General features: G+C 66.3%; 14 protein-coding genes and 3 pseudogenes. 9 read left to right on the top strand and 8 right to left on the bottom strand.

The window, feature by feature from the left end; genetic code table 11:
• Positions 1–23 precede the first annotated feature (23 nt).
• The 4 genes and pseudogenes from BGI51_RS23445 to BGI51_RS09080 form a co-directional block, all read right to left on the bottom strand.
• Positions 24–266: pseudogene (locus BGI51_RS23445) on the bottom strand (ABC-type transport auxiliary lipoprotein family protein); the annotation flags it as partial.
• Positions 263–1,907 (bottom strand): annotated as a pseudogene (locus tag BGI51_RS24025) (intermembrane transport protein PqiB). The pseudogenes BGI51_RS23445 and BGI51_RS24025, both read right to left, overlap by 4 nt.
• Entirely contained in the window at positions 1,891–2,529 is a 639-nt protein-coding gene (locus tag BGI51_RS09085) for a paraquat-inducible protein A (protein WP_187980928.1), read from the bottom strand. Before BGI51_RS09085 ends, BGI51_RS24025 begins: the two are co-directional and overlap by 17 nt.
• A complete protein-coding gene (locus tag BGI51_RS09080) occupies positions 2,526–3,167 on the bottom strand; it encodes a paraquat-inducible protein A (protein WP_133860511.1) in 642 nt (213 codons plus the stop codon). Before BGI51_RS09080 ends, BGI51_RS09085 begins: the two co-directional genes overlap by 4 nt.
• Positions 3,168–3,380: 213 nt before the next feature.
• On the opposite strand from BGI51_RS09080, the gene BGI51_RS09075 reads away from it, so the two are divergent.
• The 5 genes from BGI51_RS09075 (at position 3,381) to BGI51_RS09055 (ending at position 9,995) form a co-directional block, all read left to right on the top strand.
• Complete coding sequence (locus tag BGI51_RS09075; protein WP_133860510.1) at positions 3,381–4,379, top strand: ArsR/SmtB family transcription factor; 999 nt, start codon at positions 3,381–3,383, stop codon at positions 4,377–4,379.
• Positions 4,380–4,495: 116 nt separating this feature from the next.
• On the top strand, positions 4,496–5,686 hold the full coding sequence (gene metK / locus BGI51_RS09070) for a methionine adenosyltransferase (protein ID WP_064307819.1): 1,191 nt from the start codon (positions 4,496–4,498) through the stop codon (positions 5,684–5,686).
• Positions 5,687–5,856: 170 nt separating this feature from the next.
• A complete protein-coding gene (locus BGI51_RS09065; protein WP_187980927.1) occupies positions 5,857–6,486 on the top strand; it encodes a phosphatase PAP2 family protein in 630 nt (209 codons plus the stop codon).
• Positions 6,487–6,635: 149 nt separating this feature from the next.
• The gene (locus BGI51_RS09060; protein ID WP_252977250.1) at positions 6,636–7,664 is read left to right on the top strand and encodes a polyamine ABC transporter substrate-binding protein; all 1,029 of its coding nucleotides are present in this window, start codon (positions 6,636–6,638) and stop codon (positions 7,662–7,664) included.
• A gap of 6 nt (positions 7,665–7,670) precedes the next feature.
• The gene (locus BGI51_RS09055) at positions 7,671–9,995 is read left to right on the top strand and encodes a putative bifunctional diguanylate cyclase/phosphodiesterase (RefSeq protein WP_187980926.1); all 2,325 of its coding nucleotides are present in this window, start codon (positions 7,671–7,673) and stop codon (positions 9,993–9,995) included.
• A 52-nt stretch (positions 9,996–10,047) separates the two neighbouring features.
• On the opposite strand, the gene BGI51_RS09050 is transcribed toward BGI51_RS09055, so the two are convergent.
• From BGI51_RS09050 to thiI, 4 genes and pseudogenes are all read right to left on the bottom strand, one after another.
• The gene (locus BGI51_RS09050; RefSeq protein ID WP_187980925.1) at positions 10,048–11,985 is read right to left on the bottom strand and encodes an autotransporter domain-containing SGNH/GDSL hydrolase family protein; all 1,938 of its coding nucleotides are present in this window, start codon (positions 11,983–11,985) and stop codon (positions 10,048–10,050) included.
• Positions 11,986–12,934: 949 nt separating this feature from the next.
• Entirely contained in the window at positions 12,935–13,324 is a 390-nt protein-coding gene (locus BGI51_RS09045) for a lysozyme inhibitor LprI family protein (protein WP_187980924.1), read from the bottom strand.
• A 146-nt stretch (positions 13,325–13,470) separates the two neighbouring features.
• Positions 13,471–15,287: pseudogene (gene typA, locus BGI51_RS09040) on the bottom strand (translational GTPase TypA).
• Positions 15,288–15,444: 157 nt separating this feature from the next.
• A complete protein-coding gene (thiI, locus tag BGI51_RS09035) occupies positions 15,445–16,899 on the bottom strand; it encodes a tRNA uracil 4-sulfurtransferase ThiI (protein ID WP_187980923.1) in 1,455 nt (484 codons plus the stop codon).
• Positions 16,900–17,284: 385 nt separating this feature from the next.
• Between thiI and glnA the strand changes: the two genes are divergently transcribed.
• The 4 genes from glnA to BGI51_RS09020 all read left to right on the top strand — a co-directional run bounded on the left by glnA (position 17,285) and on the right by BGI51_RS09020 (position 20,007).
• Positions 17,285–18,691 carry a glutamate--ammonia ligase gene (gene glnA / locus BGI51_RS09030; protein ID WP_017639449.1) on the top strand — a complete coding sequence of 469 codons (1,407 nt, stop codon included), beginning with the start codon at positions 17,285–17,287 and terminating at the stop codon, positions 18,689–18,691.
• 160 nt (positions 18,692–18,851) lie between these two features.
• The gene (locus tag BGI51_RS23425; protein WP_252977249.1) at positions 18,852–19,145 is read left to right on the top strand and encodes a DUF4124 domain-containing protein; all 294 of its coding nucleotides are present in this window, start codon (positions 18,852–18,854) and stop codon (positions 19,143–19,145) included.
• Between the two features lie 2 nt (positions 19,146–19,147).
• Positions 19,148–19,369, top strand: a complete 222-nt coding sequence (locus BGI51_RS23420) for a hypothetical protein (protein ID WP_252977248.1) — start codon at positions 19,148–19,150, stop codon at positions 19,367–19,369.
• Positions 19,369–20,007, top strand: a complete 639-nt coding sequence (locus BGI51_RS09020) for a DUF4124 domain-containing protein (protein WP_187980922.1) — start codon at positions 19,369–19,371, stop codon at positions 20,005–20,007. The genes BGI51_RS23420 and BGI51_RS09020 overlap by 1 nt, the downstream gene beginning before the upstream one ends.
• Positions 20,008–20,019: the final 12 nt, after the last annotated feature.

Genomic DNA, 20,019 nt, shown 5'->3' with positions numbered 1-20,019 from the left:
GACAGGGCGCTGCGCACCTCGTCGGCCAGGGGCGCGATCCAGCGTTCGTTCTCCAGCAGGGCGATGCCGTCGCCCTGGCGGACCACCAGTTGCGGCTGATCCACCTGCGGCGGGACCGAGACGCCTTGCAGGGCGAAGCGGAAATTCGCGGTGCGCGCCTGGGACGCGGGTTCCGCGGCGCTGGTCAGGGTGTGGTAGTTGAGCGGCGCCTTGGATGAACAGGCGGCCAGCAGCAGGGGCAGAGCCAGGCAGGTCAGGCGCTTCATTGCAGTTTTCCTTTGGCGGGATCGCGGGAGCCCGGCTCGAACTTGGGCGGCGGATCGGTCACCAGACCGCGGATCAGGGATTCCGGATGGCGGCCGAGGTAGTCGCCGAACACGCGCAGGGAACGCGCCATGCGCTGCATCTCTTCGAGGGTCTGGGTCAGATTCTGCTGCACCGGCGAATCGGCGCCCAGGCTCTGGCTGGCGCTGCCGGTGAGCTGCTGCACGCCCATCAGGGTGGTGGTCAGTTGCGGCAGGACGCCGGCGTTGAGCTGCTTGAGGGTGCCGCTGAGCTGCGCCAGGCTGGTGTCGAGATTCTTGCCGATGGAATCGAAGGGGATCTTGTCGATCTTGTTGACGATGCCGGCCATCTGCTCCTGCAGGCGATCGAAGCTGCCGGTGACGGTGGGAATCGACAGCGGCTTGGCCTGGGGATCGAAGGCCACCTTGGGCGCATTGGGCACGAAGTCGACGGAAATGTAGAGCTGGCCGGTCAGCAGGTTGCCGGTGCGGGCCTGGGCGCGCAGACCACGGGCCACCCAGCCGGCGAACAGCTTGCCGTCGCGGTCCTTGGTCTCGATGCGCTTGCCGACGTCACCCAGCCGCTGGGGATAGATGACCGCGCCGACGATCAGCGAGAAGCGATCCTGGCTGTCCTCGTAGTCGGGGTCAGGGACACCACCCGGCCGACGTTCATGCCGAGGAATTCCACCGGTGCTCCGGTCGACAGCCCGCGCAGCGACTGCTGGAATCTCATCCGCACATAGAAGGGCTCGCCATCCGGCGGGGCCAGGGCGCTGGTCTGGTCGTCGAACAGGGTGAAACTCTGGTCTTCCTGGGCCTCCTGCGGATCCTTCGGCCATTCGGGGTGACGAAGGCGATGCCGCCCGCCACCACCGTGGCCAGCGACTGGGTATTGAGCTTGAGCCCGGAGGCGCTGAGCGAGACATCGACCCCGCTGGCGTTCCAGAAGCGGCTGTTGGCGGTGACGAAGCGGTCGTAGGGCGAATCGATGAAGACCTGGGCGCTGACACCCTTGCCATCCGGATTGAGGTGGAAGGACACCACCCGGCCGACCTGGATGCGCCGGTAATAGACCGGTGAGCCGACGTCCAGCGAGCCGATGTCGTCGGCGGTGACGATGAATCTCTTGCCCGAGGCCCCGTGGATCAGCGCCGGCGGCTGCTCCAGACCGCGGAAGTCGCGATGGGATTCGCTGGAATCGCCGATGTCGGCACCGATGAAGGCGCCCGACACCAGAGTGTCGACCCCAGAGACGCCATTGACGCCGAAGCGCGGACGCACCACCCAGAAGCGGGCGTCCTTGGTGGCGAAGCCCTCGGCGGACTTTTCCAGCTCGATGGTGGTGATCACCCGGTTGCGATCCGGCGCCAGCTGGATGTCGCTGACGGTGCCGATCACCACGTTCTTGTACTTGACCTGGGTCTTGCCGGCTTCCAGGCCCTCGGCGGTGAGAAAGGTCACCGTGATGGTCGGACCGCGCGAGGCCCAGCTGTGGATCACCATGGACAGCCCGATCAGGGCCGCCACGATGGGCACCAGCCAGATCAGCGATACGCTCCAGCGACTGCGGCGTACCTCGGGGGTAGGCGCCAGGGCGTCGGGTTCATGCCTGTCCGTCATCGTTCACCTCTGCATCCCAGATCAAGCGGGGATCGAAACTCATCGCGGCGAGCATCGTCAGCACCACCACGAAACCAAAGAACACGATACCCAGGCGCGGCGCCGCCGAACTCAGGGCACCGAAGTGCACCAGCGCCGAGACCAGGGCCACCACGATCACGTCGAGCATCGACCAGTAGCCGATCAGCTCGACGAAGCGATAGAGCCGGGCACGCTGGGCGGTGGCCCAGTCGCTGCGGCGCTGGCAGGTCACCAGCAGGGTGCCGAGCACCAGAAACTTGATGGAGGGCACCGCCACGCTGGCGATGAAGATCACCAGGGCGACGCCCCAGGAGCCGTTCTCCCAGAATTCGATCACCCCTTCGAGGATGGTGCTTTCCGTGCCGCGGCCCAGGGTACCGGTGAACATCACCGGCAGGGTATTGGCCGGGATATAGAGGATCAGCGCGGCGAGCAGATAGGCCCAGGTCTTGGCATAGACGTTCGGCTTGCGCCGGTGCAGCGCCGAGCCGCAGCGCGGGCAGCCGGCCTTGTGCCGGCGTGGCGCGCTGCAGACCTTGCCGCAGACGTGGCAGAGGCACAGGCCGAGTTCGTCGGCGCGCGGCAGCTGGGGCGCGGTCACGGCTCGCGCTCCCCGACGGCGTCCCACAGCGGGTGCAGGTCGCGCTTGGCGATGATCAGCAGGACCACCATCAGCCCGACCATGCCGAACAGCCCCAGGCCCACCACCACGTGCAGCAGCCCGGCGAGCTTGATCACCGCCACCAGGGCGCCGAGCACGAAGACCTCGATCATGCTCCAGGGCCGCAGGTAATGCAGGGTGACCATGGCCGTGGCGAAGCCGGGCGCGCGGCGGCCGAGCTGGGCGAAGCCGAGCACCCAGAGCAGCAGGACGATCTGCAGCAGCGGCACCACGAACAGGGTCATGGCCACCACCAGCGCCATGGGTCCGGCGAAGCCGCGACTCATGGCGACCACCGATTCCAGCAGGGTCGCCTCGCTGTGCAGGCCGCGAAAGCTGAGTTGCAGGATCGGCCCGACATTGGCGATCACGAACAGCACCGCCGCGGCGATCGCCAGCGCCAGCAGACCCTGGATATCCAGCCGGCTGGCGCGATAGAGCAAGGCGCCACAGCGCAGACAATGCGCCCGCTCACCCACCGCGAGGGGTTCGAGGCGATGCACCGAATCGCAGTGCTCGCAGATCACCAGGCGCGTGCCGGCAGCAGGCGCGGAAGGAGATGGTGGCTGGACGGACATGGGTTACCCGGTGACGCTCCTGGAAGGGGGCTGCAGGTTGGACGCGCGAGGCTCGCGGTCGTTACCGCAACGCCGCGAAGACCGCTGAGCAAAAGGCCCGGGCATCTTACCTTCCTCGGCGAAGGTATGCGCGGCCAGCCGCTGCGGACAAGTATCAAAACTTTTTGATGCTTTTCTTGCGAGGCCCGGGACGGGTCTCTAGACTAGCGCCCCATGAATCCCCTACGCGTGCCGGCGCTCGGCCAGGAACCAGGAGACACCCTCGCCGCCCTGTGCAAGGCCGGTGGCGATCCCCTGCGCCTGAACGTCCTGCGCGCCCTGCACAGCGCCTCTTTCGGCGTGCTGGAACTGGCACAGATCTTCGCCACCGGCCAGTCCGGCATCAGCCACCACCTCAAGGTGCTGGCCCAGGCGCAGCTGGTGGCCACCCGCCGCGAGGGCAATGCCATCTTCTATCGCCGCGCCCTGCCGCGTCCCGGCAGCCTGGGAGGCGCCCTGCACGCCGCCCTGCTCGAAGAGGTGGACAGCCTGGCCCTGCCCGGCGCCGTGCAGACGCGGATCGGCGAGGTGCATGCCCAGCGCGCGGCGGTGAGTCGCGACTTCTTCGCCCGGGTGGCGGAAAAATTCCAGGCCCAGCAGGACCTCATCGCCAGTCTGCCGCAGTACCGCGACGGCCTGCTCAGCCTGCTGGACGCCCTGGCCCTGGATCCGCGCGGCTGCGCCCTGGAAGTGGGCCCGGGCGACGGCGCCTTCCTGCCGGACCTGGCGCGGCGCTTCGCCCGGGTGGTGGCGGTGGACAACAGCCCGGCCATGCTCGAACTGGCGCGTCAGCGCTGCCAGCGCGATGGTCTCGCCCATGTCGAACTGCAACTGGCCGACGCCCTCGCCGAGCCGCTGCCCGCGGCCGACTGCGTGGTCCTCAACATGGTCCTGCACCATCTGGCCGCACCGGCGGAAGCCCTGCAGCAACTGGCCCGGCGCGTGGCACCGGGTGGCAGCCTGGTGATCACCGACCTCTGCCCCCACGACCAGACCTGGGCACGCGCGGCCTGTGGCGATCTCTGGCTCGGCTTCGACCAGGACGAACTGGCGCGCTGGGCCCAGGCCGCCGGCCTGCAGGCGGGCGAAAGCCTCTACCTGGGCCTGCGCAACGGCTTTCAGATCCAGGTGCGTCAGTTCGCGCGCCCGGATCAGGGAAACACCCCGTCATGAGGCCAACCGGCCAGTGGCGGGCGGACCCGACGCTCAAGGGCGTCATGTCCAGCAAGGAAACTGCTGTCTCGACCGGCCTGCGGGCCCCTACCCCCTGGTAATTTAGGAACCATTCGATGAGCGAATATTCCCTGTTCACCTCCGAGTCCGTGTCCGAAGGCCATCCGGACAAGATCGCCGACCAGATCTCCGATGCCGTGCTCGACGCCATCATCACCCAGGACAAGCACGCCCGCGTGGCCTGCGAGACCCTGGTCAAGACCGGTGTGGCCATTGTCGCCGGTGAGGTCACCACTTCCGCCTGGGTCGACCTGGAGCAACTGGTGCGCGACGTCATCGTCGACATCGGCTACGACAGCTCGGACGTGGGCTTCGACGGCGCCACCTGCGGCATCGTCAACATCATCGGCAAGCAGTCGGTGGATATCGCCCAGGGCGTCGATCGCAGCAAGCCGGAAGACCAGGGCGCCGGCGACCAGGGCCTGATGTTCGGCTATGCCTGCAACGAGACCGATGTACTGATGCCCGCGCCCATCACCTTCTCCCACCGCCTGGTGGAGCGTCAGGCCGAGGCACGCAAGTCGGGCCTGCTGCCCTGGCTGCGTCCGGACGCCAAGTCCCAGGTGACCTGCCGCTACGAAGGCGGCAAGGTGGTCGGCATCGACGCCATCGTGCTGTCCACCCAGCACAATCCCGAGGTCAAGTACGCCGACCTGCGCGAAGCCGTGATGGAGCTGATCGTCAAGCACGTCATCCCCGCCGAGCTGCTGCACAAGGACACCCAGTTCCACATCAACCCGACCGGCCAGTTCATCATCGGCGGCCCGGTGGGTGACTGCGGTCTGACCGGCCGCAAGATCATCGTCGACAGCTACGGCGGCATGGCCCGTCACGGCGGTGGCGCCTTCTCCGGCAAGGACCCGTCCAAGGTCGACCGCAGCGCCGCCTACGCCGGTCGCTACGTGGCCAAGAACATCGTCGCCGCCGGCCTGGCCGATCGTTGCGAGATTCAGGTGTCCTACGCCATCGGCGTGGCCCAGCCCACCTCCATCTCGATCAACACCTTCGGCACCGCCAAGATCAGCGACGAGAAGATCGTGCAGCTGGTGCGCGAGCATTTCGACCTGCGCCCCTACGCCATCACCACCATGCTCGACCTGCTGCACCCGATGTACCAGGCCACCGCGGCCTATGGTCACTTCGGCCGCCACCCGCAGGAAGTCACCGTGGGCGACGACACCTTCACCACCTTCACCTGGGAACGCACCGACCGCGCCGCCGCCCTGCGCGCCGCCGCCGGCCTGTAACACGCCTCCCGGCAAACAGCCCCGCCACCGCTGGTGCCGGGGCTTTTTTCTGGGTCTGCACGCGGGATCCCAGCGCTTTCTTGCACCAGTCCACAGCCTGGCACGCGCGATGCAACCTCTGGGCATCTGATGGTCAGAATGCCTCGTCTTCCCCAGGAGTCTGCTTATCCATGTGGCTGTTCATCACCAACTTCGGCGATTCTTCGGTGATGCTTCCCTGCGCCGTGCTGATCGCGCTCTGGCTGCTGGCCGGTCTGTCCGCGCGGGCGGCGCTGCTCTGGTTGCTGCTGTTTGGTGCCGCCGGGCTCAGCGTTGCCCTGTCGAAGATCGCCTTCTTCGGCTGGGGCCTGGGCATCCCCCGCCTGGACTTCACCGGCTTCAGCGGCCACTCCATGCTGGTTGGCAGCGTGCTGCCGGTCCTCGGCTGGCTGCTGGCCAGCCGGGCGCGGCCGCCGCTGCGGCTGAGCGCAGCCGCCCTCGGCGCGCTCTGTGCCCTGCTCATCGCCGTCTCGCGGGTGGTGCTGGGCTATCACTCGATCTCGGAAGTGGTGACCGGCCTGCCCATCGGCTACGCCGCCAGCGGCGGCCTGCTGTGGCTGCTGCGGGGCCAGGAGGTCAACCTCAGACCGCGCCAGGCCGCGCTGGGCGCCAGCCTGCTGCTGTTGCCCCTGTTGCTGCTGCATGGCACCAATGCCCCGACGCAACGGGTGCTGGAGCGGCTGGCGGTGAAATTCGCCGACGAGCAGAAGCCCTGGACCCGCGCCCATCAGCGTGCCGGCGTGGCACCGCTGCAGAACTGAGCAAGGCCCAGCACCTGCAATAGACGGCCCGCGGCTGGCGAATACCCAGCGGACTCCTAGACTGGCAGAAGCCCCGGCGTTCCCGGGGTGAACGCCAGGGCCTTTCGGCCCCTCCTAGTTAAGTCAGTCCTTGCCGCCGAGTCGTCCGCATGCGCTACTGCCTCCCCCTTGTCTGCAGCCTGGTGCTTACCGGGCTGCCCGCGTCACCCGTGGCGGCTGCAGAGTCCTTGCGGCTCTATACCTGGGAAGGCTACTTCAGCGACACCCTGCTGCAGCGCTGGGCCAAGGCCCATCCCACCGTGCAGGAAATCCATTTCGACAGCAGTGACGTGCGCGACGCGACCCTGGCGCGCGGCGATGTCGATCTCGACCTGGTGGTGATCAACGAGGTCAGCGCCACCCGCCTCGGCCAGGACGGCCTGCTGACCCGCATCGACCCTCAGCGCCTGCCGCATCTGCGCGAGCTCGATCCGCGCTGGCGCCAGAGTTGCGGCGACTATGCCGTGCCCTACGTCTGGGGCACCCTGGGTCTGCTCTATCGCAGCGATCGCCTGGCCCAGGCGCCTTCTTCCTGGCAGCCGCTGCTGCAGCCGGAGCCGGTCCTGCACGGTCATATCGCCATGCTCGAAGACCACGACGATCTGCTGGTCGCCCCCCTGATCACCCTGGGCGCCGCCATCAACAGCGACGATCCCGAGCTGCTCCGACGCAGCTTCGCCCTGCTCAAGGCCCAGGCCCCGGCGGTGCTGACCTATCAGTACGTGGTCAGCGCCCTGCACAATCCGGCCTACAGCGATCGCATCGAGCTGGCCCTGGGCTACAGCGGCGACCAGCACCTGCTCAATGCCGCGACCCCCGGACAGCCCTGGCGCTTCGTCACGCCCCGCGAAGGCAGCCTGCTATGGGTGGACTGCGTGGCCCTGCTCAGCAACTCCCGGCACCAGGCGGCCGCCTGGCGCTTCATTGATTTCCTCAACGAGCCGCGCAATGCCGTGCTGGCGACCGAGGAACTGTACCTGGCGACCCCCAACGCCGGCGCCCTGCGCCTGCTGCCGGCAGACCTGCGCCAGGATCCCAGCCTGTTCCCCCCGACGACGTGCTTGCCCGCAGCCAGGTCTTTCGTGAAGGTCCACCCGACACCTTCCAGACCCGGCAACGCATCGGCAGCGCTCTGGTAGGTCGCCATGACGCTCAATAGGCGCGCCCTGCTGCTGATCCTGCCGGTCGCCCTGCTCTGCAGCCTGACCCTGGTGGGGCTGGGCTACACCGTGCAGCGCGAGGCGGTGATCGGCCTCGAACGTTCGCGGCTCAACCACGACCTGGCGGCGCTGGAAACCACCTATCGCGAGTACGACCACTTCAGCCGCAACCTGCTCTATGCCCTGTCCAACAGCGCCGCCCTGGGCAATTTCCTGCGGCAGACCGAGGTGCCCTATCGCAACGAAGCCCTGGGTACCCAGCTGCAACTGGCGGTGCGCCAGCTGGCCGGCGACGATGCACCCAGCCACATCTCCCTGGCGATCGCCCGCCCCGATCTCAGCCTGGCCTACTACTACGAGCGCAGCGGCGATCCCTTCGCCCAGTTGAGCGGCGTCCAGCGCCAGTTGCTCGCACGCCTGGCGCGGGAGCCGAACGGTCCGCTGGAACGACGCGACTATCTGCTCGACGAGCAGGGGCGTTCACTGCTGGTGGCGACCACCTCGCTGCTGCCGAGCACCGCCGGACCACCCCTGCCGGGACAGCGCGGCCTGGCGATGACACTGCAGCTGGCGGTCAGCCCGGACCGGATGGAGGCCCTGCGCCGCAGCCTGGAACAGAGCTATGGCGCCCCCCTGGAATTCAGCCGGACACCGCCTACCCGCACCCGCGACTTCAGTGCCATCGAGCGGCTGTCGCCTGATCTCTATGTACGCCTGACCCCGGACCCGGGACGCCTGGACAAGGAGTTGCGCCGCCTGGCGATCGCCTACTTCAGCGGCGGCCTGCTGGTGACCCTGGCCTGCATCCTGGTGCTGATCGTGCTGATCCGCCGCTACATCACCCGGCCCATCGCCCGCCTGGACAGCCAGCTCACGGAAGTCCTGGAAGGCCAGCGCCAGGCGCTCGAAACCGGCGACGAACCCGGCGAGATCGGCCACCTGGGTGCCAACATGAAGCGCCTGCACGACAACAACCTGGCCATCCTGGCGCAATTGCGCACGGCCTTGCGCACCGACGTCCTCACCCAGATCGGCAACCGCCGCTATTTCCAGCTCATGGGCGAATCCTGGCTGGCGGGCAAGCCGGACGGTCGTCGTATCGCCCTGCTCTATTTCGGCCTGGACCATTTCAAGTCGGTGAACGATAGATTCAGCCACGAGGTGGGCGATGAACTGCTGCAGGCCGTCGCCCGGCAGACCCAGCAACAGCTTGAGGCCTATCAGGCAGACAACGAGCTGGTGTTTACCCGCCTGGCGGGCGATGAATTCGCCATCCTGCTACGTGGCCCGGCAGCGGCGACCGATGCCCTCGCCCTGGGCCAGCAGCTGCAGCAGAACCATGACAACGGCACCCTGGTGGGCGAACGCCGCTATGCGGTGACCCTGAGCATCGGCCTGGCGACCCCCGAGGCGCCGCTGGACCTGGCCGACCTGCTGGCCCAGGCCGATCTGGCCCTGGAGCGGGCCAAGAACGAAGGCGGCAATCGCCTGGTGCATTTCACTCCGGAGCTGGCCGCGCGCCAGCGCCGCCAGGATCTGCTGGACGAATACCTGCGGCACCTCAACCCGGACGAGGAGTTTCACCTGGTCTACATGCCGGCGGTCGACAGTGCCGGCCAGGTACGCTCCGCCGAGACCCTGCTGCGCTGGAATTCGCCCCGCCTCGGCGCCGTGTCGCCTGCGGAGTTCATCCCCATCGCCGAGCGCCAGGGACATTTCCGCTGGATCGATCGCTGGGTCGTGGACCAGGCCTGCCACGAGTATCCCGCGCTGCAAGAGGTACTGGGCACCGACCTGGTGCTGTCCGTCAACCTGTCTTCCGCGCAACTGGATCAGGCCGACATCGTGCCCTACCTGCGCGAGCGGGTGCGCCACCACGGCGTCGATCCGGCCCACCTGGAACTGGAATTCACCGAGACCTTCGCCGCCGAGTTGAACGAGCGGACCCTGGGACTGCTGCACGAATTGCGCGCCGAGGGCTTTCGCGTGGCCATCGACGATTTCGGTGTGGGCTACACCTCCATCCAGCAGGTCACCGACTATCCTGCCGACACCATCAAGTTTGACCGGCTCATCGTCGAGCGCCTCAGCCAACCCGGCAACCAGGCCAGCCTGGTTGCGCTCATCGCCTTCTGCCATGCCCGGGATGCCCAGGTGATCGCCGAGGGCGTGGACACCGAACTCAAGCAGCTCTGCCTGCAACAGGCCGGGTGCGATCTCCTGCAGGGTTTTCTGGTGTGCCCGCCGCGGCGTCTGGACGAGTTGCGCGACTGGCAGCGCCAGCGCCTGGGCGATCCCAGCCGGGTCTAGGGATAACGCTCACTGGCGCAAGGTCAGCGAGCGCTACCAGGTGGAGCTGCGCTTAGAAGTCCAGCGACAGGCCCAGGCCCACGCCCTGCTGGTGGGTATCGCCCGCACCGGCATAGCTGTAGCCGCCGCGCAGGGTCAGCTCCGGCGTCAGCCGCTGGACCACGCCCAGACTCAGGCGGGTGCGGTCGCTGTCGGGCTGGTAGCCGTCCAGGGTGTAGTCCAGACCCGGCACGCTGTTCAGGCGCATGGTCACATCGCGAGTGCCGTCGGCGAATTCCCGCTCACGGCCCAGATCGGCGAACAGCGCCGTGGCCGGTGCGAGTTGCCAGCGGCCCTGCAGGCCCAGCCCCAGTCGCCGCGAGGTACTCGACTGGTCGTAGAATTCCAGCGCCGTGGCGTCGTTGCCGCGCTCCCGGTAGCCGTCCACCTGGACACGGGCATAGTCGGCGCTGAGATAGGGACTCAGGTGCCAGGGACTGCCGGCCGCTGCCAGGTCGTACCCCAGGCGCGCCGAGAGGGCGCGCAGATCGCCGTCGGTATCGCCCTGCTCGCTGCGGGTGGTCGGGCCAAGCGCGAAGCGCCGGCTCAGGTCGACGTAGTCCAGCCGCCCGCCGGTGGCGGTGAGATCGCCCCAGAGGCGCTCGCCCTGGTACTGGGCGAAGGCGCTGAGCAGATAGCTGTTGAGGCGATAGTCGGAATCGGCCGCACCGGGTTCCAGGTGTTGCCGCGCGACCCCGGCGGCGACACCGAGGCGCCATTCCTCGCTGAGTCGATAGCTGCCACCCAGGTCCAGGCTGTAGCCGTTGCCATCGCCGCCGGCAGTGCTGCGCTGGTCGTCGACGTCCAGGCGCCGCGCGCTGGTATCCACATAGCCCTGCCAGCGCCCCACCGGCTGCCAGGCATGCCAGTCGCCCAGCCAGCGCTGGTGCAGGCCGTCCTGATGCGCCCTGAGGGTGGACTGGGCCATCTCCGGCAGCAGGGTGACCTCCCAGGGTGCGGCCAGCAGCGAATAGGCGTAGTCGGCGATCAGCCGCTGCCCGGTGATGGTCGGGTGGACGCGATCGTTGAACAGCAGCTGGCTGGGATCGGCCGCCGCCGCGCCCAGGCCATAGGTGGCATTGCGGGTGCAGCTGTCGCCGCTGAAGCAGGTGCCGGTCAGATTCTGCCCGCTGGCCAGGCCATAGCGTCCCGGTTCGGCCACCACCTCGGCCAGCAGCTGGGGCACGTTGAGGCCGATGATCTGGGCGTCGATGCCGGCTAGGCGCGCCACCAGCGCCTGGTTGTAGACCCGGCTCAGGGCCGAGCTGGCCGCCTGTTGCGGCGAACCGGCCAGGGCCGGGGTCTGGCCGATGTCGGGCAGCAGCCAGACCACCATGTAGCGGGCGCCGGCCTGCTGCAGCGCAGCGACGCCGTCACCCAGGCGATTGGCCGCGGCTGCCGCGGTGGCCGGCGAGGTGACCAGTCCCTGGAGGAAGTCGTTACCCCCGCCGCTGATGTAGAACAGGGTATTGGGATCCAGACTCAGGCCCTGGCTGGCAAGTCCGGGCAGGTAGCCGTCCCGGCTGCGCAGGGTCAGGCCACCCACCGCCACCACCGAGCCGTTGCGAGCGGTGATGGAGTCGCGGATCTGCGCCGTGGTGTAGCCGCCCGTGGCCCAGTTGTCGCCATCGCTCAGGCCGATCCGCTGATTGATCAGCGAGGTGGAGGCGTCCAGGGTACGGACATCGAAGCCCAGTTGCTGGCCGAGCAGCATCGAGGACACCGGTCCGGTCACCGCGCCGCTGGCCGGGCTGTAGCCCGGCCCGACACGGTTGGTGAATCTGAGGCTGGCACCATTGACCCCGGTGTCGGGAAACTGCCCGGCATCGAGCAGGCTGTCGCCGAACACGGTGAAGCCACTGTAGGGATTGGGAGCCGCCTGGGCGGTTGCCGCGAGCGCCGTGGCCAGGGCGATGGCCAGCGGCAGGCGTTGCCGGAGAAAAGATGTCATGCCTGCATCCTTGATTGTTGTTATCGGAGCACGCGTCAGGGCGTGTAGCCCCACGCTAGACGGTTTTTGTGACGTTGTATCTGGGTGTGAACAAAAACTTGCAGGACGTTCATGCCGTCTGGACGGCATGCCAGACGGCTGTCGATAGTTCGACCAGGGCGGCCCGCCATGACCGTCGAGTCTGCTGCTAACCAGCGGCAGCGCTCGTGGGGGCGACGACGCTGAGCACCCGTTCGAATAGCCCCCTCTCCCCCGGGGAGAGGGTTGGGCTGAGGGCTCTCTGGCGGCGAATCCCCAGTGGAAAAGGCTGCGCCGTTTTCCACGCTACGATTTTCTCCGGGGCAATGACGCTGAGCGCCCGCTCGGATAGCCCCCTCTCCCCCGGGGAGAGGGTTGGGGTGAGGGCTCTCTGGCGGCGAACCCCAGTGGAAAAGGCTGCGCCGTTTTCCACGCTACGGTTTTCTCCGGGGCAATAACGCTGAGCGCCTGCTCGGATAGCCCCCTCTCCCCGGGGAGAGGGTTGGGGTGAGGGCTCTCTGACAGCGAACCCCCAGTGGAAAAGGCTAACGCCGTTTTCCACGCTACGATTTTCTCCGGGGCAATGATGCTGAGCGCCCGCTCGAATAGCCCCCTCTCCCCCGGGGAGAGGGTTGGGGTGAGGGCTCTCTGGCGGCGACTCCCCAGTGGAAAAGGCTGCGCCGTTTTCCACGCTACGATTTTCTCCGGGGCAATGATGCTGAGCACCCGTTCGAATAGCCCCCTCTCCCCGGGGAGAGGGTTGGGGTGAGGGCTCTCTGGCGGCGAACCCCCAGTGGAAAAGGCTAACGCCGTTTTTCACGCTACGATTTTCTCCGGGCGACGACGCTGAGCACCTGCTCGGATAACCCCCTCTCCCTCTGGGAGAGGGCTGGGGTGAGGGAGCGGCGAGACCCCTGTCCCGCCAGCTACCTCACTGCCCCAGCTTGCCCGCCTCGCAACCGGTGCTGGCGCACTCGCGCAGGCGTTCCTTGAGCACCTCCAGGCGGCTGTCGGTCAGGCTGACGGCGCAGTCCAGATTGACGAAGTAGCCATCGGCCTCCTCGCGGGCGCACTGGCTGTCGCGCTGCTTGATCCAGGCCAGCTGGCGCTGCTTGAGCACGGCCTGCTGATCGGCCGGCAGCTGCTTGCGCAGCTCGCCATAGGTCTGGTTCAGCGACTTGTCGCTCTGGGCGAACAGGTTGCTGGCGCAGTAGACGGTATCGAAGGCATTGCGCGGCGTGCCGCAACCGGCGGCCTGAGCCGTGGCGAAACCGAAGATACCGGTCAGGGTGAAGGTGGCGACGAGGGTGGTCTTGAGCATGGCAGCATCCTGCAGGGAGGCCGTCCGGAGTGGCGCGGCCATGAGACCAAACCTAGCAGAGCCACCGGCTCCGCGCGTCGCGCGCGCTGAAAAAACAGCCAACAAAAAAGCGCCCGAAGGCGCTTTCCTGTACTACCCGGGCGGGATCAGACCTTGGAACGCTCGAACCGCTTGCGGTCGTTCTCGTTCAGGTACTTCTTGCGCAGACGGATGGACTTCGGCGTCACTTCCACCAGCTCGTCGTCGGCGATGAATTCCAGCGCCTGCTCGAGGGTGAACTTGATCGGCGGCACCAGGGCGATGACTTCGTCCTTGCCCGAGGCGCGCATGTTGTCCAGCTTCTTGCCCTTGGTGGGGTTGAGCACCAGGTCGTTGTCACGGCTGTTGATGCCGCACAGCTGGCCTTCGTAGATCTCGTCGCCCGGCGCCAGGAACAGCTTGCCGCGGCTCTGCAGGGTTTCCAGCGAGTAGGTCAGGGCGGTACCGGTGGCCATGGACACCAGCACGCCGTTCTGACGGTTGGTCACTTCGCCGGCCTTGATCGGACCGTAGTGGCTGAAGGTCGAGGTCAGGATGCCGCTGCCCGAGGTCAGGGTCAGGAAGTTGTTACGGAAGCCGATCAGGCCACGCGCCGGGATGGTGTATTCCAGGCGGATACGGCCCTTGCCATCGGGGATCATGTTGGTCAGATCGCCCTTGCGCAGACCCATCTGCTCCATCACCGAGCCCTGGTGCTGCTCTTCGATGTCGATGGAGACGTTCTCGTAGGGCTCCTGCTTCACGCCGTCCTTCTCGATGATCACCACTTCCGGACGGCCCACGGCCATCTCGAAGCCTTCGCGGCGCATGTTCTCGATCAGTACCGACAGGTGCAGCTCGCCACGGCCGGAGACCTTGAATTTCTCGGCCGACTCGCCCGGCTCGACGCGCAGGGCCACGTTGTGCAGCAGTTCCTTCTCCAGCCGGTCCTTGATGTTGCGGCTGGTGACAAACTTGCCTTCACGACCGGCGAACGGCGAGTCGTTGACCTGGAAGGTCATGCTCACGGTGGGCTGGTCGACGGTCAGCGGCGGACGGGCTTCGACGTTCTGCGGATCGCACAGGGTGTCGGAGATGAACAGCTCGTCCATGCCCGAGACGCAGACGATGTCGCCGGCTTCGGCTTCGGCCACTTCCACGCGCTGCAGGCCGGAGTGGCCCATGATCTTGAGGATACGACCGTTACGCTTGCTGCCGTCATCGCTGATGGCGACGACCGGGGTGTTGGCCTTGATGCGGCCACGGGCGATACGGCCGATGCCGATCACGCCGAGGAAGCTGTTGTAGTCCAGCTGGGAGATCTGCATCTGGAAGGGACCTTCCAGATCGACCTGGGGGCCGGCACGTGGTCGACGATGGCCTGGAACAGGGCATCCATGTTGTCGTCCATCTTCTCGTGGTCCAGACCGGCGATGCCGTTCAGGGCGCTGGCGTAGACGATCGGGAAGTCCAGCTGCTCATCGGTGGCGCCGAGGTTGTCGAACAGGTCGAAGATCTGGTCGATGACCCAGTCCGGACGCGCGCCGGGACGGTCGATCTTGTTGACCACCACGATCGGACGCAGGCCGGCCTTGAAGGCCTTCTGGGTCACGAAGCGGGTCTGCGGCATGGGGCCGTCCTGGGCGTCGACCACCAGCAGCACGGAGTCGACCATGGACATCACGCGCTCCACCTCGCCACCGAAGTCGGCGTGGCCGGGGGTGTCGACGATGTTGATGTTGTAGTCGCCCCACTTCAGCGCGGTGTTCTTGGCCAGGATGGTGATGCCACGTTCCTTTTCCTGGTCGTTGCTGTCCATCACCCGCTCGTTTTCCGCTTCTTTGCGGTCCAGGGTGCCGGACAGGCGCAGCAGCTTGTCGACGAGGGTGGTCTTGCCATGGTCGACGTGCGCGATGATGGCGATGTTGCGGAGATTCTCGATCACAGTGGTGTTCTCGGTATAGAAATGAAGGAGCTTCAGCCAGCAGGCTGACAGCCGGAGATTGCAAAGGCGCGAAACGCGGCCGACCGGTACGTGGCCGGAGGGCTAGAAGGGGTCGGGAGGGCGGTGGCGGATACTGCCACCCAGCAGGCCCGGCTGCTTAGGCCGGACGATAAACGCGCACATTGGCGTGCCCTTCGGTGAGCAGGTGATGGGCGTGCAGCCGGCTCATCACCCCGCGGTCGCAATAGAGAAGGTACTGGCGATTCTCGTCCAGTTCCTTGAAACGGCTGTTCAGCGCGAAGAACGGCAGGGTCTGCACCTCGATGCCGGGCAGCTCCAGCGGCAGGTCTTCCTGGGCGTCGGGATGGCGAATGTCCACCACGACCTGCCCGGGCAGCGGCTGGTCCACCTCTTCCACCTGCACGTCCTTGCCCAGTTCCTCGATCACCTTGTCGACGGTGATGAAGCGCGCGCGTTCCAGGGCGGCGTCGAGCACCGCCATATCGAACTTGCCTTCCTCGTGCTCCACCCGCAGGGCCTTGGCCTTGGTGGTGGGATTCACCGAGATGATGCCGCAGTACTCAGGCATGTGCTTGGCGAAGTCGGCGGTGCCGATGCGCTGGGCGGTGTCGATGATGTCCTGCTTGTGGCTGGCCAGCAGCGGGCGCAGCACCAGGGTATCGGTGGCCTTGTCGATCACCGCCAGGTTGGTCAGGGTCTGGCTGGAGACCTGGGAGATGGCTTCGCCGGTCACCAGCGCCTCGATCTGCAGCTGCTCGGCGATACGACTGGCCGCACGCAGCATCATGCGCTTGAGGATCACGCCCATGTGGCTGTCGTCGCACTGGGTGAGGATCTGCCCCACCACTTCCTCGAAGGGCACGCTGATGAACAGCACGCGCTGGGAGCGGCCGTACTTCTCCCAGAGATAGTGGGCCACTTCCATCACGCCCAGTTCGTGGGCGCGCCCGCCGAGATTGAAGAAGCAGAAATGGCTGACCATCCCGCGTCTCATCATCTGATAGGCCGCCACGGTGGAGTCGAAACCACCGGACATCAGCACCAGCACCTGCTCCAGGGCGCCCAGCGGATAACCGCCCAGCCCTTCGTGGTGCTCGTCGATGATGAACAGCCGCTGGTCACGGATCTCCAGGCGGACGTTCACCTCGGGATTCTTCAGGGCGATGCCGGCGCCGCCGCAGCGTTCGCGCAGGCCACCGCCGACATGGCGCTCGACGTCCATCGAGGAGAAGTCATGGCGACCGGCACGCTTGCAGCGCACCGAGAACACCTTGCCGCGCACCCGCTCGCCGAAGTGGCGGACGCACAACTCGAGAATCGCGTCGAAATCGCCCAGCGGATACTCGTGCACCTCGAGAAACTGGCCGATGCCAGGGGTGCAGGCCAGCCGCTGCTTCAGCTCCGCCAGCAGCCGCGGCTCGGCGAGCGCGGTCTCCAGGGTGATGTTGTCCCAGACCCCTTCCACGCGGACATCCGGATCCAGATCGCGCAGCACGACACGAATGTTCTTCACCAGCTGGCGAATGAAATTCTTGCGCACCGGGCGACTCTTGATGGTGATTTCCGGAAAGACCTTGATGATGAGCTTCATGAGCGGGAAACGGGGGGCGGGTAACGCGAAAGAAAAGGGCGAATATCATACCTGAAAACCATCACTCACTCGAATTCAGCCGACAAAATCACCTCAGGCGCCATTTGAGTGCAGTGATGAATTTTTAAGCACCAACTTGGTGCGCAGATACGTCGCCGATTGGCCTGAAAACGGCACGACTGGCGTCAGGAAGGGCTTCCAGCCCATTTGAGGGCACTGGCATACAACTTGCTCTCTTGTGAGGCAGCCGCCCCTGGGCCAGCATAGGGCGCTTTTCGTGGAACGCCGGTCGCTGACCAGGCAGTACGGAAGCGCCCCTCAAGGGCACAGCTGATACCGGGAGTACCGCCAACCGCTCCCGGCCGAAATTCCTCTGGAGGAAACCATGTCGAAGGCTGTTCAACTGATCAAAGAAAACGACGTGAAGTGGGTAGACCTGCGCTTCACCGACACCAAAGGCAAGCAGCAACACGTCACCATGCCGGCGCGTGACGCGCTGGACGAAGACTTCTTCGCCCATGGCAAGATGTTCGACGGCTCCTCCATCGCCGGCTGGAAAGGCATCGAAGCCTCCGACATGATCCTGCTGCCCGACGACAGCACCGCCGTTCTGGATCCCTTCACCGAAGAGCCGACCCTGATCCTGGTCTGCGACATCATCGAACCCTCCACCATGCAGCCCTATGAGCGCGACCCCCGTGGTATCGCCCGCGCTGCCGAGGAATACCTGAAGTCCACCGGCATCGGCGACACCGTGTTCGTCGGCCCGGAGCCCGAGTTCTTCATCTTCGACGAAGTGAAGTTCAAGTCGGACATCTCCGGCTCCATGTTCAAGATCTTCTCCGAGCAGGCTTCCTGGAATACCGATGCCGACTTCGAGTCCGGCAACAAGGGCCACCGTCCGGGCGTCAAGGGCGGCTACTTCCCGGTGCCGCCGGTCGATCACGACCACGAAATCCGTACCGCCATGTGCAACGCCCTGGAAGAGATGGGCCTGGTCGTGGAAGTCCACCACCACGAAGTGGCGACCGCTGGCCAGAACGAGATCGGTGTGCAGTTCAACACCCTGGTCAAGAAGGCCGACGAGACCCAGACCCTGAAGTACGTCGTGCACAACGTGGCCGATGCCTACGGCAAGACCGCCACCTTCATGCCCAAGCCCCTGTACGGCGACAACGGCTCCGGCATGCACGTGCACATGTCCATCTCCAAAGATGGCAAGAACACCTTCGCCGGCGAAGGCTATGCCGGCCTGTCCGATACCGCCCTGTACTTCATCGGCGGCATCATCAAGCACGGCAAGGCGCTGAACGGCTTCACCAACCCGTCCACCAACAGCTACAAGCGTCTGGTGCCCGGCTTCGAAGCTCCGGTCATGCTGGCCTACTCGGCCCGTAACCGCTCCGCCTCCATCCGTATCCCCTATGTGTCGAGCCCGAAAGCCCGCCGCATCGAAGCCCGCTTCCCGGATCCGGCCGCCAACCCCTACCTGTGCTTCGCCGCCCTGCTGATGGCCGGCCTGGACGGTATCCAGAACAAGATCCACCCCGGCGATGCCGCCGACAAGAACCTGTACGATCTGCCGCCGGAAGAAGGCAAGAAGATCCCGCAGGTCTGCGGCAGCCTGAAGGAAGCCCTGGAAGCCCTGGACGCCGGTCGCGCGTTCCTGACCAAGGGCGGCGTCTTCACCGACGAGTTCATCGATGCCTACATCGAGCTGAAGTCCGAGGAAGAGATCAAGGTGCGTACCTTCGTGCACCCGCTGGAATACGACCTGTACTACAGCGTCTGATCCCGCTGCGGTAATTGAAAGAGGCCTCCTTCGGGAGGCCTTTTCTTTTGCCCTGGGAAATTCGCCGCGACCGACGCCAGCGTAGAGCGGCCGAGCTGCCTACCTGCCCACACGACGCGCCTGCTACCCTTGATCTCCATCGCCCGGCCGAGATTCCGCCATGCCTCGCCTGCTTGCCTGCTGTCTGCTCTGCCTCGCCTGCTCCGCCCAGGCCGCGATCTACAAGTCGGTGGATGCCGAAGGCAACACGGTATTCAGCGACCAGCCCTCGGCCAATGCCAAGCCGGTGCAGGTGGCGCCCACCAACACCGTGGACAATCCACGACCGGCACCGCCCATCCCCAGTGCGCCTGCGGCGGCGACCCCTGCCGGCCCGGCCTTCAGCCGTCTGGAAGTCAATGTGCCCGACGATGAGGCCATCCGCGCCAACAACGGCACCTTCTCGGTGGGGTAGCCGTGGAACCGGCCCTGGGCCCGGGGCAGTCGCTGCAATTGCTGGTGGACGGCGCACCCTATGGCAGCCCCGGTCAGAGCACCCGCTTCGGCGTGGCCAATCTGGAGCGCGGCGAGCACCGCTTCGCGGCCCAAGTGCTGTCCGGCAACGGCGAGGTGATCCAGACCAGTGCCGAGAAGACCGTGACCGTGCAGCGCATCAGCGTCAACAGCCCGGCCCGCTGATGCGTCCGCTGCTGATCCTGCTGCTGCTCTGCCTGCTGCCGCCTGTCCAGGCGGCGGTCTACAGCTATGTCGACAAGGAAGGCAATCGGGTCTACACCGACCAGCCACCCAAGGGCGTCAAGGCGACCCAGGTGCCGCTCACGGTGCCCAACAATCTCAACCAGCAGGGCCAGCCGACCCGCAAGCTGAGTCCGACACCCGCCGCCCCGGCGGCCAGGCCCGCCAAGACAGCGCCCTTCCGCTACCAGATGCTGCGCATCCTGGTACCCGAGCCCGATGCCACGGTGATCGATCAGGAAGGGCAACTCATCGTCAGCCTGGTCAGCGAGCCGGCGTTGCAGCCGGGGCACAGCTACCGGCTGCTGCTGGACGACAAGGAAGCCGGTGTCGGGCACAGTCCGGTGTTTCCCCTGGGCAATCTGGATCGCGGCAGCCACAGTCTGGTGGCGGAGATCCTCGCCGCCGATGGCAACGTGCTGGAGCGGACACCGGCGCAGCCCTTCCACCTGCGCCGCCCCTCGCTGGAGCAGAAGCGTCTGGCCCATCCCTGTGGCGACAAGGATTGGGGCAAGCGCCCGGAATGCCCACTGGACCTGAAACCGCCCGAACCCAGGAAATCCTGGCTACCCTTCCTCTAGCGCACCTATTTG

It is taken from the genome of Pseudomonas oryzihabitans (assembly GCF_014522265.1).
Lineage (GTDB): Bacteria > Pseudomonadota > Gammaproteobacteria > Pseudomonadales > Pseudomonadaceae > Chryseomonas > Chryseomonas aestiva.
This window is presented reverse-complemented; position numbering and strand designations above follow the sequence as displayed.

Coding starts and splice junctions, on each gene's coding strand:
- BGI51_RS09080 (WP_133860511.1), bottom strand. CDS start 3,167: ATGTCCGTCCAGCCACCATCTCCTTCCGCGCCTGCTGCCGGCACGCGC.
- BGI51_RS09075 (WP_133860510.1), top strand. CDS start 3,381: ATGAATCCCCTACGCGTGCCGGCGCTCGGCCAGGAACCAGGAGACACC.
- metK (WP_064307819.1), top strand. CDS start 4,496: ATGAGCGAATATTCCCTGTTCACCTCCGAGTCCGTGTCCGAAGGCCAT.
- BGI51_RS09065 (WP_187980927.1), top strand. CDS start 5,857: ATGTGGCTGTTCATCACCAACTTCGGCGATTCTTCGGTGATGCTTCCC.
- BGI51_RS09060 (WP_252977250.1), top strand. CDS start 6,636: ATGCGCTACTGCCTCCCCCTTGTCTGCAGCCTGGTGCTTACCGGGCTG.
- BGI51_RS09055 (WP_187980926.1), top strand. CDS start 7,671: ATGACGCTCAATAGGCGCGCCCTGCTGCTGATCCTGCCGGTCGCCCTG.
- BGI51_RS09050 (WP_187980925.1), bottom strand. CDS start 11,985: ATGACATCTTTTCTCCGGCAACGCCTGCCGCTGGCCATCGCCCTGGCC.
- BGI51_RS09045 (WP_187980924.1), bottom strand. CDS start 13,324: ATGCTCAAGACCACCCTCGTCGCCACCTTCACCCTGACCGGTATCTTC.
- thiI (WP_187980923.1), bottom strand. CDS start 16,899: ATGAAGCTCATCATCAAGGTCTTTCCGGAAATCACCATCAAGAGTCGC.
- glnA (WP_017639449.1), top strand. CDS start 17,285: ATGTCGAAGGCTGTTCAACTGATCAAAGAAAACGACGTGAAGTGGGTA.
- BGI51_RS23425 (WP_252977249.1), top strand. CDS start 18,852: ATGCCTCGCCTGCTTGCCTGCTGTCTGCTCTGCCTCGCCTGCTCCGCC.
- BGI51_RS09020 (WP_187980922.1), top strand. CDS start 19,369: ATGCGTCCGCTGCTGATCCTGCTGCTGCTCTGCCTGCTGCCGCCTGTC.